This window comes from Nocardia sp. NBC_00416 (assembly GCF_036032445.1).
Taxonomy (GTDB): Bacteria; Actinomycetota; Actinomycetes; order Mycobacteriales; family Mycobacteriaceae; genus Nocardia.
Genome location: NZ_CP107932.1, coordinates 6,309,852 through 6,323,638, shown reverse-complemented (window position 1 = coordinate 6,323,638; position 13,787 = coordinate 6,309,852). Strand labels below are relative to the sequence as shown.

At 66.6% G+C, this 13,787-nt stretch carries 13 protein-coding genes; all 13 read right to left on the bottom strand.

The annotated features are described in order from the left end of the window. Positions 1 to 34: 34 nt before the first annotated feature. The gene (gene atpA, locus OG804_RS27435) at positions 35 to 1,672 is read right to left on the bottom strand and encodes a F0F1 ATP synthase subunit alpha (RefSeq protein ID WP_328391337.1); all 1,638 of its coding nucleotides are present in this window, start codon (positions 1,670 to 1,672) and stop codon (positions 35 to 37) included. A gap of 80 nt (positions 1,673 to 1,752) precedes the next feature. Then, positions 1,753 to 2,562 carry a F0F1 ATP synthase subunit delta gene (locus tag OG804_RS27430; RefSeq protein WP_328391335.1) on the bottom strand — a complete coding sequence of 270 codons (810 nt, stop codon included), beginning with the start codon at positions 2,560 to 2,562 and terminating at the stop codon, positions 1,753 to 1,755. 19 nt (positions 2,563 to 2,581) lie between these two features. After that, a complete protein-coding gene (locus OG804_RS27425) occupies positions 2,582 to 3,142 on the bottom strand; it encodes a F0F1 ATP synthase subunit B (RefSeq protein ID WP_328391333.1) in 561 nt (186 codons plus the stop codon). Between the two features lie 5 nt (positions 3,143 to 3,147). Next, the gene (locus OG804_RS27420) at positions 3,148 to 3,396 is read right to left on the bottom strand and encodes an ATP synthase F0 subunit C (RefSeq protein ID WP_327148192.1); all 249 of its coding nucleotides are present in this window, start codon (positions 3,394 to 3,396) and stop codon (positions 3,148 to 3,150) included. A 77-nt stretch (positions 3,397 to 3,473) separates the two neighbouring features. After that, a complete protein-coding gene (atpB, locus tag OG804_RS27415; RefSeq protein ID WP_328391331.1) occupies positions 3,474 to 4,199 on the bottom strand; it encodes a F0F1 ATP synthase subunit A in 726 nt (241 codons plus the stop codon). A 397-nt stretch (positions 4,200 to 4,596) separates the two neighbouring features. Next, the gene (locus tag OG804_RS27410; protein WP_442941648.1) at positions 4,597 to 5,073 is read right to left on the bottom strand and encodes a hypothetical protein; all 477 of its coding nucleotides are present in this window, start codon (positions 5,071 to 5,073) and stop codon (positions 4,597 to 4,599) included. A 1-nt stretch (position 5,074) separates the two neighbouring features. After that, entirely contained in the window at positions 5,075 to 6,241 is a 1,167-nt protein-coding gene (locus OG804_RS27405) for an MraY family glycosyltransferase (protein ID WP_328391326.1), read from the bottom strand. Between the two features lie 61 nt (positions 6,242 to 6,302). Continuing rightward, complete coding sequence (locus OG804_RS27400) at positions 6,303 to 6,968, bottom strand: L-threonylcarbamoyladenylate synthase (RefSeq protein ID WP_328391324.1); 666 nt, start codon at positions 6,966 to 6,968, stop codon at positions 6,303 to 6,305. Positions 6,969 to 7,443: 475 nt separating this feature from the next. Continuing rightward, positions 7,444 to 8,319 carry a peptide chain release factor N(5)-glutamine methyltransferase gene (gene prmC, locus OG804_RS27395; RefSeq protein WP_328391322.1) on the bottom strand — a complete coding sequence of 292 codons (876 nt, stop codon included), beginning with the start codon at positions 8,317 to 8,319 and terminating at the stop codon, positions 7,444 to 7,446. Between the two features lie 245 nt (positions 8,320 to 8,564). Then, positions 8,565 to 9,641 (bottom strand): peptide chain release factor 1, encoded by a 1,077-nt coding sequence (prfA, locus tag OG804_RS27390; RefSeq protein ID WP_328391320.1) that lies wholly within the window; start codon positions 9,639 to 9,641, stop codon positions 8,565 to 8,567. Positions 9,642 to 9,737: 96 nt separating this feature from the next. Then, a complete protein-coding gene (rpmE, locus tag OG804_RS27385) occupies positions 9,738 to 9,965 on the bottom strand; it encodes a 50S ribosomal protein L31 (protein WP_058854887.1) in 228 nt (75 codons plus the stop codon). A 340-nt stretch (positions 9,966 to 10,305) separates the two neighbouring features. Next, a complete protein-coding gene (rho, locus tag OG804_RS27380) occupies positions 10,306 to 12,453 on the bottom strand; it encodes a transcription termination factor Rho (protein WP_442941647.1) in 2,148 nt (715 codons plus the stop codon). Positions 12,454 to 12,814: 361 nt separating this feature from the next. Then, positions 12,815 to 13,786 (bottom strand): homoserine kinase, encoded by a 972-nt coding sequence (gene thrB, locus OG804_RS27375; RefSeq protein ID WP_328391313.1) that lies wholly within the window; start codon positions 13,784 to 13,786, stop codon positions 12,815 to 12,817. Between the last annotated feature and the right edge of the window lies 1 nt (position 13,787).

The window sequence follows — 13,787 nt, the reverse complement described above, 5'->3', positions numbered from 1 at the left end:
GCGTTACAGGAAAACAGCGCATGGTTCGTCCGGTCTACTTCTCGACGTGCTTGCGCGTGACCGACAGGGACTCGACCTCTTCGTGGGCCAGTTCGTCGGCGCCGGGCTCGTTCACCACGCGGCTGCCGTCCGAAGCCAGGAAGCCCTGCTTGAAGTTATCGGTCGCCGTCTGGATCTGCTCGGCGGCATCGCCGGTGAGCACCTTGCCACCAGCGATGCTGGTGAAGGCGTCGGCGGCGGTGTTGTGCAGATCCTCGAGCAGTTCGGTGTTGAACCGGCGGACATCCGCGACCGGTACCGAGTCGAAGTAACCGCCGTCGACGAGGTAGATCGAGACGATCTGGTCTTCCACCGCGACCGGCGTGTACTGGTCCTGCTTGAGCAGTTCCACCCAGCGCGCGCCACGCTCGAGCTGGGCCAGCGACGCGGCGTCCAGATCGGAGGCGAAGGCGGAGAACGCCTCCAGTTCGCGGTACTGGGCCATTTCCAGACGCAGTGAACCGGCGACCTTCTTCATACCCTTGGTCTGCGCGGCGCCGCCGACACGAGATACCGAGGTACCGACGTTGATCGCCGGGCGCACACCCTTGTTGAACAGGTCGGACTCCAGGAAGACCTGGCCGTCGGTGATGGAGATGACGTTGGTCGGGATGAAGGCCGAGATGTCGTTGGCCTTGGTCTCGATGATCGGCAGACCGGTCATCGACCCGCCGCCCATAGCGTCGGAGAGCTTGGCGCAACGCTCCAGCAGCCGCGAGTGCAGGTAGAAGACGTCACCCGGGTACGCCTCGCGACCCGGCGGGCGGCGCAGCAGCAGCGAGATGGCACGGTAGGCCTCGGCCTGCTTGGTCAGATCGTCGAACACGATCAGGACGTGCTTGCCCTGATACATCCAGTGCTGGCCGATGGCCGAGCCGGTGTAGGGGGCCAGCCACTTGAAGCCAGCGGAATCCGAGGCGGGCGCCGCGACGATCGTGGTGTACTCCAGCGCGCCGTGCTCCTCGAGCGCGGACTTGACGCCGGCGATGGTGGAACCCTTCTGACCGATCGCCACGTAGATGCAGCGCACCTGCTTGGTCGGGTCGCCGGATTCCCAGTTGGCCTTCTGGTTCAGGATGGCGTCGATGCAGACCGCGGTCTTACCGGTCTTGCGGTCGCCGATCACCAGCTGACGCTGGCCGCGGCCGATGGCCGTCAGCGCGTCGATGGCGGTGATACCGGTGGCCAGCGGCTCCTCGACCGGCTGACGCTCCAGCACGGTGGCGGCCTGCAGTTCGAGCACGCGACGCTCGTCGGCCTCGATATCGCCCAGACCGTCGATCGGCTGGCCGAGCGGGTTCACGACGCGGCCGAGGAATTTATCGCCGACCGGGACCGAGAGCACGTCGCCGGTGCGGCGGACCTGCTGGCCCTCTTCGATCTCGGCGTACTCGCCGAGAACGACGGCACCGATCTCACGGTCCTCGAGGTTCAGCGCGACACCGAGCACACCGCCCGGGAATTCGAGCAGCTCGTTGGACATGGCCGAAGGCAGGCCACTGACGTGTGCGATGCCGTCGCTCGTGTCGGTGACCACACCGACTTCCTCGATGGAGGTTTCCGGGGTGTAGCTCTGGGTGTAGCTTTCGATCGCGCTACGGATCTCGTCGGAGGAGATCGTCAGCTCCGCCATGTTCTTCCTGCTCTCGGTCTCTGGTCGGGAATGTCGGGGGTGTGGAGCGGCTCGCGCCGGGCGTACCCGGCGGCGCCCCGCTAGGTCAGCGAGCGGCGCAGCCGATCCAGTCGGCCGATCGCACTGCCGTCGATCACATCGTCGCCGATGCGCACGACGAGCCCGCTCAACAGTTCGGGATCGACCTCGACATGCACGGTGACAGCCTTGTCGTAGATACGCGCCAGGGCGCCGGCCAGCCGTTCACGCTGGGAATCGGTCAGCGCGATCGCCGACCGGACGTGCGCGACGATCTGCTGCCGCCGGGCCGCGGCCAGATCGGACAGTTCGTCGAAGGCCGGACCGATCCCGGAACGCAGCCTGGTCACTACCTGTTCGGCGAGAGCCTGGGTGACGGGCTCGGTCTTTCCGGACAGCAGTCGCCCGAGCAGTTCGCGCTTGGCCGCGGACGACGCGGCGCGGTCGGACAGGGCCTGCTCCAGTTCCGGGTTGTCGTCGATGATGCGGCCGAACCGGAACAGCTCGTCCTCGACAGCGGTCAACCGGTCGTGTTCGGACGCCGATTCGAGCAACGCCAGCTGCCCGAGCAGTACCAGGGTGTCGACCAGGTCGCGGGAACGGGACCAGTCCTGGGCGACCGCAGTGGTCAGCACCGCCTGAGTGGCAGCGCTGACCCGGCTCCCGAACACCCGCTCGCTCAGTTCGGCACGTGCCGAACCGGGCACCGACACATCCGCGAGCGCCACACGCAGCGGACGCTGGTCGTCCAAGACGTCGACAACGGCGAACAGTTCGGACCCCGTCGTGGCCGCAACACCGTTGCTGCCGGTCAGCGCGGCCCGAAGCGCCTCCTTGGACCGGGAGCTGGCCTCACGGCTCGCTGCGTACATGGTTCTCACTTTCGCGTCGTTACCTTCCGACCCCGATGCCGGCATCCGACCGGTCGATCTCGTCGAGGAATCGCTCGATCGTCGCGGCCTGTTTGGCCTCGTCCGAAACCGACTGCCCGATGATCTTCTCGGCCAGGTCCACGGCGGTGCGGCCGACCTCGGCACGCAGCTCGGTCAGGATCTGCTGGCGCTGGGCTTCCAGCTGGGTGTGCCCGGCCGCGACGATACGGTCGCTCTCGGCCTGGGCGTCGGCCTTCATCTGGGCGAGGATCTGCTGGCCCTGGGTGCGGGCGTCTTCGCGGATCTTCGCGGATTCCAGGCGGGCGTCGGCCAGCTGCTTCTGGTACTGCTGCAGCGTCTCCTGGGCTTCGGCCTGTGCGGCCTCGGCCCGTTCGATGCCACCCTCGATCTTGTCGGCGCGTTCGTCCAGCACCTTCATCAGGCGCGGAACGGCGTACTTGTAGACCACGAAGGCGATAATCGCCACGCAGACCGCCGACCAGACGATGTCGTACGTCGCGGGAATGAGAGGATTCACATCCTCTCCCTCTTCCGCCGCGAGCAGAATGAACTCGTTCATCGGAATCAGAAGATGAAGCCGGCGACGAGACCGATAAGTGCCAGGGCTTCGGTGAACGCGATGCCGAGGAACATGTTGGTCCGGATCTGGCCGGAGAGTTCGGGCTGGCGGGCAATACCCTCGATCGCCTTACCGACGACGATACCGACGCCGATGCCCGGGCCGATGGCAGCCAGGCCGTAGCCGACAGCGCCGAGGCCCTTCAGCGTGGATTCGTTGGTGGCAGCTTCCTGGGCCAAGTACGAGAGGCTCATGAGTCTTCCATTCCCTTTCTGTTGCTCACCCGCCGGACGGCGTGGTGCAGCAGGTCCTTATCGGTTGTTCCGGTCGGTCAGTGCTCGTCGGCGTGCTGGGCAAGGCTGATGTACACGGCGGTCAGCAACGCGAAAACATAGGCCTGCAGGAAAATGACCAGCAGTTCGAACAGCGTGAATGCGAACCCGCCCAGCAGCGCGAAGGGCGAGAACACCTTCATCCAGGCGTCCGCGTCGAAGAGGAAGAACTGGGTCGCGCTGAAGAACAGCACCAGCATGATGTGACCGGCGAGCATATTCGCCATAAGTCGGACGGTCAGCGTGAACGGGCGCAGCACGAAGGTCGAGATGAACTCGATCGGAATGAGCAGGACGTGCATGACCGGCGGAACATTCGGAACAACGATGCTGCTGCGCATATAGGTCAAGAAGCCGTACTTCTTGATACCCACATAGTTGAACGCGATATACGCGATCACTGCCAGTACCAGCGGCATGCCGATACGCGCGTTCGACGAGATGTTCAGACCGGGAATCACACCCGAGAAGTTCAGGAACAGGACGGTGAAGAAGATCGTCGCGATGAGCGGGAGGAACTTGCGGCCGTTTTCCTTACCGAGTACTTCGTCGCAGATCTGCTCCTTGACGAAGACCATTCCCATCTCACCGATGTTCTGCAGCTTCTTCGGCACGATGCGCGGGCTGCGGAAAGCCAGGAAGAGGAATGCGACCAGCACGGCGGTCATCACAAGCCGGACCAGCATCAGCCGATCGAGCTCGAAGGGAGTCCCCTCGAACAGCACCGCTGGAGGGAAGAAGTCGGTTAGCGACGGCGCGTGAAACTCCGCGGCCAAGGTAGTGACGCTCAGCGTTCTCTCCCGTGTTCGGGCCGCGGGAAGTTAGCGCTCCCGCGGTTCGATCGGACATTGACGATCAATGTGGGTCGACTGAGGTCGGCTCGAAGTTCGTCAGCAGCTGTAGCGGCGATCCGCGCTGGCGTCTGTACGTGTGTCGGCGACATCGTCGACATGCAGAACCGAACTCTTCACGAGCCCGGTACTGCAGTAGCATAACGTCAGCTGGTCGGGCCTGGTCGGCACCCCCCGGCTGAGTCGCTTGCTTACCAATACTTTACCAAGAGAACTACGACAACGTGTAGCGGGGGCGATGTTATCTACGACAAATTGTCGTAGGTCCTGGTCAGACCGTATCCGAGCCTTCGTCTCCGCCCTGTTCAGGGACGGTTACATAGGGCACTTTCTGTCGCAATACACCGTAAGTCTCCGCGCCGAGCACGATGATCAGGGCACCCACGACGGTCAAGAACAGCGCCACCCGGTCATAGAAGTCGAACCGCTGCAGGATCGCCACGACGATCAGCGCGACCAGTAGCTTCCCGACCCAGCTGGCCAGCATGACCAGCCCAGCGGTCGAGGGCGGTAACTTCGCGCCGAGCAACACGACCACCGCGGTGGTCAGGATGAAGCCACCGCCGATCGCCGCGCCGAGCAGCGCACCCCACAGCCCCGCAGTGCCGGCGAGCGCGGTCGCGATCACGACCGCCAGCACGGTCAGTACGACCAAACCGATCAGTCCGTACCGCAAGGCCGCCCGCAACGGGGCGTCGGCGTTGTCAGAGGCACTGGGACTGGCGGGACTCGTCGACACGGCCCGCACTCTACCCGGACTCGCTGACCGAGCCCGCCGCGTCCCGCCGCGCCTGCCGCCGCCACAGCCCCGGCACCGCGGTCACGACCAGCGCGAACAGCAATCCGGCCGCCATCATCAGCACCACCAGTCGCCGGTCCATCACCGAGGTGCCGACCGCACCGAACGCCAGGATGCCGACCCACAGGTAGATCACCAACACCACCCGGCGCTGCGAATGCCCGATCTGCAACAGCCGGTGGTGCAGATGCATCTTGTCCGGCGTCGAGAAACTGACGCCGGCTCGGACCCGGCGCACGATCGCCAGCAACAGATCCAGCACCGGAATGAACATCACCGCCCCGACCAGCAGCAGCGGCGAGAGCAAGCCGACGATATCGCGCGGCCCGTAGCCCTGCAGCGGGATCCGGCCGGACGCGCTGGTCGAGACCGCCGCCAGCACCAAGCCGATCAGCATGGACCCGGAATCGCCCATGAAGATCCGGGCCGGGGAGAAATTGTGCGGCAGGAAACCGAGGCACGCGCCGGCCATCGCGGCAGCCAGCAGCGCCGGTGGATAGCTGTCGACCGACCCACCCTGCTCGGTCAGCAGCCCGACCGCGAAGGCGAACACCGCGAACGAGGCGATCAACCCCAGGCCGGCGGCCAGGCCGTCCAGCCCGTCGACGAAGTTCATCGCGTTGATCAACGTCACGGCCACGGCGACGGTGACCAGACCACCCTGCAGACCGTCCAGGACGACAGTGCTGTTGTTGAACGGGTCGTAGATCAGGTACCAGCCCAGACCCATCACCGCCATCACCCCGGCGGCGGTCACCTGACCGGCGAATTTGGTGAGCGCATCCAGGCCCCACCGGTCGTCCACGATCCCGACCCCCACGATGATGGTGGCCGCGACCAGCACAGCGGCGATATCGGGCCGATAGTCGAAACCGCGGCGCAGAGCGGGCAGCTGATGGGCGAACAAGACAGCCGCCACCACCCCGATGTACATCCCGACCCCACCCATCCGGGGAATCGGCTTCACGTGCACATCACGGTCACGCGGGATAGCCACCGCGCCGAACCCGATTGCCACGACCCGGATCCCGCCGGTGGCGAGGAAAGTCACCACCGTGGAGATCAGCAGAACCAGCAGGAGCTCACGCAGCGGGACGACCGCACCGTAACCGGTCATGCCGCCGACCACCGCCCCCCGGCCGGGGATACCGCGGGTCCCTGCACCGAATCCAGCGCGCTCACCGGGCGACGGACCCGATCAGGGCCTCGGGCGTCGTTCCGAGCACGTCGGCGACCGCCTCGGTCGGTACCGCGCCCGCACGCAGGATGCGCGGCTGATCGGCGGTGAGATCGACGATGGTGGAGGCGGTGGCATGCTCCGCGGGGCCGCCGTCGAGGTACACGCCCACCCGGGAACCGAGCTGTTCACGGGCCTGCGCCACATTATCGGCAGCCGGCTTACCGGAGATGTTCGCACTGGACACCGCCAGCGGCCCGACCTCCTGCAACAACTCCAGCGCCACCGGATGCAGCGGCATCCGCAACATCACCGTGCCGCGAGCGTCACCGAGATCCCAGGCCAGCGAAGGAGCCTGCTGCACAACGATACTCAAACCACCCGGCCAGAACGCCCGGATGAGTTCACGCGCCTGGGGTCGCACCGAGAACACCAGACCGTCGATCGTGTTCCACGAACCCACCAGCACCGGCACCGGCATATCCCGGCCGCGGCCCTTCGCCGCCAGCAAAGACGCGACAGCCGCGGAATCGAAGGCGTCGGCGGCCAGACCGTACACGGTATCGGTGGGCACTACGACCAACCGCCCCGATCTCAGAGCGCTGGTCGCCGCGGCCAAGCCCGCGGCGCGCGAGTCGGGATCGGCGCAGTCGTAGACGGTACTCACGCCGACCATGGTATGGGCTGTAATAGGGCCCTGCCTTCGGCGGGGCGGGTCTGTGTTTATTTGCGCCGCCTGCGGCGGCGCGGGTCGGGGCCCTCGTCAACCCCGGTTCTTCACTCCTACGCTCAGTCGCTGCGCTCCTTCGCTTCGTCGCTCCAGAACCGGGGCGGGCCCCGACCATGGAATGGTGACCGTCCAGTGTGGTGGTCGTGGGTCGTCATTTCTGGCGGTCGGTGGCTGCGCTCCTTCGCTTCGTCGCTCCAGAACCGGGGCGGGCCCCGACCTTGGATGTAGACCATCCAAGGAAGAGGCACTACCGGTCCGGTCGCTGGGGCGCGGTGTGCGGGCACCGCGGGCCTTCGCGGGCGGGCCGTGGAGGTTTGCCAGGCGAATTAGTCCAGCCGGTGCGCGGAGTTCGGCAACGACGCAACCGCCGGCGTCGAGTTGAGCGGCCATGCCCTCAGGCACGCAACAGCCCTCAGCTCATGCGCACAGCGGCCACGAAGCGTGGTTTTCCGGCCAGATCAGGGTGTTCTACGATCTCTTCGAACCGACTGTCCGCCGCGAGCAGTCGGGCCAGCTCGCCCCCGTTGCTGTCGTCGTGCTCGATCGCGGTTCCCCCGCCGGGTCGCAGCAGCCGGCCGATGAGCGGAACCAACGGACGGATGACCGCCAACCCGTCCGTACCGCCGAAGAGCGCGCGGTGGGGGTCGTGCTCGGCGACCTCCGGAGACAGTTCGGCACCGTCCGGGATGTAGGGCGGATTGGCGACCACGATATCCACCGAACCACTGAGTTCGGTGAGCAGATTCGGGTCGGTGACGTCGTCGTGGTGCAGGGTGATCGCGGTATCGCCGGCCGCGCTCCGCAGTTCTGCGTTGCGGCGGGCCCAGCGCAGCGCGTCCGGGTCCAGTTCCACCGCGTGCACCTCGGCGTCGGGCCGAGCATGCGCCACCGCCAGCGCCAGCGCCCCCGATCCGGTGCACAGATCCACGACCACCGGAGTGTGATCGTGGCGGACCGCTTCCAGATGAACCAGTGCCCACGCGAACAACAGCTCGGTCTCGGGACGGGGAACGAAAACACCGGGCCCGACCTCGAGATCGATCTCACCCATGAAGGATTGCCCGGTCAGATGCTGCAGCGGGGTCCGCTCTGCGCGGCGGGCGACCAGGGTCCGGTAGTCGTCCAGCTGTTCGGGCCCGATCAGCGGTGTGAGCAGCAACCGGGAACGGTCTACACCCAGCACGAACGCGGCGAGATGTTCCGCATCGACCCGGGGACTGGCCACACCGGCTGTGTGCAGGACATCGACGGCCTCGGCGAGCACGGGGCGCAGTGGAACACGGGTCACTCCAACATTGTGAGTTATCGGCGGCAGCACCGTGGAGCCACGGGTGTGGAGCCGCAATGAGCCGGTCGCCGCGCCGTCACAACCGGCGGATTCCACACGTGCCGTCGGCCCGAATCGAGCGACACGGACTGAAGTCGACGAGGAAACGCAGACCTTCGCGAGCAACCCCATCACTCACCTTCGCAGGCAACCCCACCCCACCTCCGGGAGCGACCTCGCCCGAGCTCCCCCACCGGCGACTCAGTTCACTCAGCCATCCGGGCGGCACGGTCGGCCGCGGCGAGGGCGTCCAGTAGAGCGTCCATATCGCCGTTCAGCACCGAGTCCAGGTTGTGGGCTTTGTAGCCGATGCGGTGGTCGGCGATGCGGTTCTCCGGAAAGTTGTAGGTGCGGATGCGTTCGGAGCGGTCGACCGTGCGGATCTGTCCGGCGCGGCCCTCCGCCGCTTCCTGTTCGGCTTGCTCTTCGGCCAGGGCCTGGAGCCGGGCCGCCAGTACCTGCATCGCGCGAGCTTTGTTCTGGAGCTGGGAGCGTTCGTTCTGGCAGGTGACGACGATCCCGGAGGGCAGGTGGGTGATGCGGACCGCGGAGTCGGTGGTGTTGACGCCCTGACCGCCTTTTCCGGAGGAGCGGTAGACATCGATGCGCAGATCGCCTTCGTCGATCTGCACCTCTTCGACCTCGTCGGGTTCTGGGTAGATCAGGACACCGGCGGCGGAGGTGTGGACTCGTCCCTGTGATTCGGTGACGGGCACCCGTTGTACGCGGTGCACTCCACCCTCGAATTTGAACCGTGACCACACGCCGTCGCGCGCGGTGTCGCGGCTTTTGATGGACAGCGTCGCTTCCTTGTATCCGCCGAGGTCGGACACGGCGGCGTCGAGGACCTCCACTTTCCAGCCGCGACGTTCCGCGTATCGGATGTACATCCGAGCCAGGTCGGCGGCGAACAACGCCGACTCCTCGCCGCCCTCACCGGATTTCACTTCCAGCACCACATCGTCGCCGTCGTGCGGGTCGCGCGGGGCCAGCAGATCGGCCAGTTGTTTCTCCAGTTCCTCGAGTTGTTCCTCGAGTCCGGGTACCTCGGCGGCGAAGGACGGATCGTCGGCGGCCAGTTCGCGCGCCGCTTCCAGGTCATCACGGGTGGCGGCGAGTTTTTTGTAGGTCGTCATCACCGGAGCCAGTTCGGCGAACCGTTTCCCCACCCGCCGCGCGGCGCCCGGGTCGTTGTGCAGCGCCGGATCCGCCAGCTGGGACTCCAGTCCGGCGTATTCGGCCAGCACATCGTCGATCGCGGACGGTGCGGTTTTCTCGGCCATTGACGAGGCTCCTACTCGAGAGGGCGACGCGGGGGTGGGCACAAAAGCACCAACGCCCGGCCTGCAGTAGTGCAGGGCCGGGCGTTGGCGGGAAAGCTAGTTGGCGTCGGCTTTCTTGGCACGCTTGCCGTAGCGGGCCTCGAAGCGGGCCACACGACCACCGGTGTCGAGGATCTTCTGCTTGCCCGTGTAGAACGGGTGGCATTGCGAGCAGACCTCGACGGTGATGTGACCGGATTCCTTGGTGGAACGGGTCTGGAAGGTATTACCGCAACCGCAGACCACCGTGGTGTCGACGTAGGTCGGGTGAATTCCTGCCTTCATGGGTGTCCTCTCGATATTGGTCGCCGGGTCGCTCGCCGTGTTGGCCGAACGTGAACCGGAACCGACTTCAGGCGGGATTGTCTGCGTGAATCGCAGACGCACGGCGGTCGATTATGCCAGAACCGTCGTGCCTGCTTGAACACGCCCACCCCGGAGTTTGTTCCTGTGCGGATGGTACGCCCCGATCGACCGGATGCGGCTCCGTGGAGCCGAGTCCTGCGAGGACCGGGAAGGCGGAGGCCCGTCCCGCCGCTCAGTCCTCGAAGCACGAGTCTTCGAGGACTGAGACGGGACACACAGCGGGCCTCGACCCGGCGCCGCGGGCGGCGCCGAATACCACTTATTCGTCGAGTGCGCCCGGTGCGGTCTTGGAGACCTGCATCAAGAACTCGAGGTTGTTCTTGCTCTTGCGCAGGCGGTCGATCAGCAGGTCGATCGCCTGGTGCGAGTCCAGACCGGTCAGGACACGGCGCAGTTTGTGCAGGACCGCGGCCTCGTCCGGGTTGAGCAGCAGTTCGTCCTTACGGGTGCCGGACGGGTTGACGTCCACCGCGGGGAACACGCGCCGTTCGGCGATCTTGCGGTCGAGTTTGAGCTCGGCGTTGCCCGTGCCCTTGAACTCTTCGAAAATCACCGTGTCACCGGTCGACCCGGTTTCCACCATCGCGGTGGCGATGATGGTGAGCGAGCCACCGTTCTCGATATTGCGCGCCGCGCCGAGGAACCGCTTGGGCGGATACAGCGCGGTGGAATCGACACCACCGGACAGGATGCGCCCCGAGGCCGGCGAGGAGTTGTTGTACGCGCGGCCCAGACGGGTGATCGAGTCGAGCAGGACCACGACGTCTTTACCCATTTCGACCAGGCGCTTCGCCCGTTCGATGGCCAGTTCGGCGACCGAGGTGTGATCCGACGGCGGCCGGTCGAAGGTCGAGGCGATGACCTCTCCCTTCACCGAGCGCTGCATATCGGTGACCTCTTCGGGACGTTCGTCGACCAGTACGACCATGAGGTAGCACTCGGGGTTGTTGATCGCGATCGCGTTGGCGATGTCCTGCATGATCGTGGTCTTACCGGCTTTCGGCGGAGACACGATCAGCGCGCGCTGGCCCTTACCGATCGGCATGATCAGGTCGATCACGCGCGTGGTCAGCTTGTTCTGCTGAGTTTCCAGGCGCAGCCGCTGGTTCGGGTACAGCGGGGTCAGCTTGTTGAAATCGGGACGGCGTTTCGCCGAATCGACCTCGGCGCCGTTGACGGTGTCCAGACGCACCAGCGGATCGAATTTCTGCCGCTGATTGGCCTGTTCCCCATCGCGTGGCGCCCGCACCGCACCGGTGATCGCGTCACCGCGGCGCAGACCGTTCTTCCGCACGAGGTTCATCGAGACATAGACGTCGTTCGGGCCGGCCAGGTAGCCGGAGGTGCGCACGAACGCGTAGTTGTCCAGCACGTCGAGGATGCCCGCGACCGGCTGGAGCACATCGTCTTCGCGAATCTCGGGCTCGCGGGTTTCGCCGCCCTCGCGTTCGCGACCCCGGCGACGCTCGCGGAACCGGCGACCGCGACGACCGCGTCCGCCTTCTTCGTCGTCCCCGCCACGGTCGCCGCCGCCGCGGTTGTCCCCGCCGCGGTTGTCCCCGCCACGGTTGTCCCCGCCACGGCTACCGCCGGAGCCACGCTGATCGCCCTGGTTCTGCTGACCGGACTGATTGCGATCGCGCCGACGTTCGCCCTGGTCGCCGTCTTTGCCGTCCTTGTTGCCGTCCTGTTTGGCATCGTCGGCACGGGTTTCGGAGGACTGGTCGTTGTTCTTGCCCTGCTGGTCGCGACCGCGACGCTGCCGGCCGCGGCCACGCTGGCCGGAATCCCGGCCCGAGTCCTCGGACCCGTCGGCGGGCTTGTTGTCGGCCTTGGCGTCGGCTCTCGTCTCGGCTTTGGCGCCGGAATCGGTATCCGCGGCATTGCCGACCGCACTGTTGGCAGGCGTGGCGCCGTTGGCGGTCGCCGTGCCGTTGGTCGCGGCCTGGTCGGCCTTGCCCTTGTCCTCGGCCGCGGTGTCCTTCTTCACGGCGGTATCGGACGCGCCACCGGCTTTGCGGTCCGGGGCGGGAGCGGCAGGCGCTTCGACCGCCGGAGCCGGAGCGGCAGCGGGCGCCGCCTCTGCGGCGGCAGCGGGCTGATCTGCGACTTTACGTTCTCTGACAGACTTCGCGCGGGTGCTGCGTTCCGCGGCGGCAGGTCTGCCGGCCTGGTTTTCCTTGATAGCGGCGATGAGATCACCCTTGCGCATACCGGAGGTGCCCCGAATTCCGAGTTCCCCTGCCAGTGCGCGCAACTGCGGCAACAACATTCCAGTCAGCCCCGATCCGATGTCGGTGTTTTCGCTCATCTTCGAAGAATTCTGTCCGGAGTCACTTTCGCGGTTGCCCGAGGGTTCGGAGTCGGATTCCACCCCGGGTGTCGCGAGCAGGTCCGTATCTGTCACGGAGATCCTTTCCTTCCCTCGATGGCCGTGTGCTGTGTCGAGGGTTTCGTTCCGTAGCCCGATCTCGCTGCCGGACTCGGATTTGTAGCCGTATCGCCTGCCCCTCCGGGACCGGGTGCTTCGCCACCGCTCATAAATTGGTGGAAGAGATCATTCCAGTTGCGAGGCCACACAGCACCCTCATGGCATGAGGGCTCGAGCCTGGAGCCTGCTGGAGCGATTGCCCTGATGAAGCACCGGCGTCTGATGCGCGCGATGTACGGACTTGCCCAGGATAGCGGGCAAGTACGAAGGTCGGCAAGGCGGACGCGCCCGTCAGCTGATCCGGACCCCCTCGCTCGGCCGATCCGGGCGCCTTCGCTCAGCTGATCTGGACGCCTTCGGCGAGTCCTGGTTCGACCACCCGCAGGCCGTCCGCGGCGGCCAGCGACCGCAGTTCGTCGGGAAAAGCGCTGGTCCCGAGCGCGAGCACGGTCGGGCCGGCACCGGAGACCGTGGCCGCGATCCCGGCGGCGCGCAGCCGGTCGATCCAGGTGGTGGTCAGCGGGAGCGCGGGAGCGCGCTGGGGCTGGTGCAGCCGGTCCGCGGTGCCCGGAAGCAGCAGATCCGGACGCTGGGTCAGCGCGACCACCGCCAGCGCGGCCCGGCTCACGTTGAACGCGGCGTCGCGGTGCGGGACCAGGTCGGGCAGCAGACCGCGGGTCTGTGCGGTGGAGGAACGCTCCTCCGGGATCAGGACCACCGGATGGAGGGTGGGATGCGCGTCGAGGCGGACCGCCCGGTAGAGACGCTGCGGCGCGCCGATATCGGTATCGGGGCCCGGACCGGTTTCGGTCCAGGACACGACGATTCCGCCGAGCACGCTGGCGGCCGCGTTATCGGGATGACCCTCGAATTCGGCCGCGAGCTGCACGAGCCGGTCGGAGTCGACGGCCAGGTCCGGATCGAATTGCGCGGCCAGCGCGCATCCGGCGGCCAGGCCGCCGACCGCGGCCGAGGCGGAGGAACCCAGCCCCCGCGAGTGCGGGATCGCGTTCCGGCACACCACGTCCAGACCGTCGGCCCAGATCCCGGCCGATTCCAGCCCGCGTTCGATCGCCCGGACCACCAGATGCTGTGGCCCCCAGGGCACCTCGTCGGCGCCCTCACCCTCGACGCGGATGTTCAGCCCGGAATCGGTGCTGCGCACCTCGATCTCGTCGTAGATCCCCAGCGCCATACCCAGCGAGTCGAACCCGGGACCGAGGTTCGCGGTGGACGCGGGCACCCGGACCGCGACGGTCAGGCCGGCGGGCAGTGTCGAGGACCCGAGCCGGCTTTCGCGTGTGTCCACC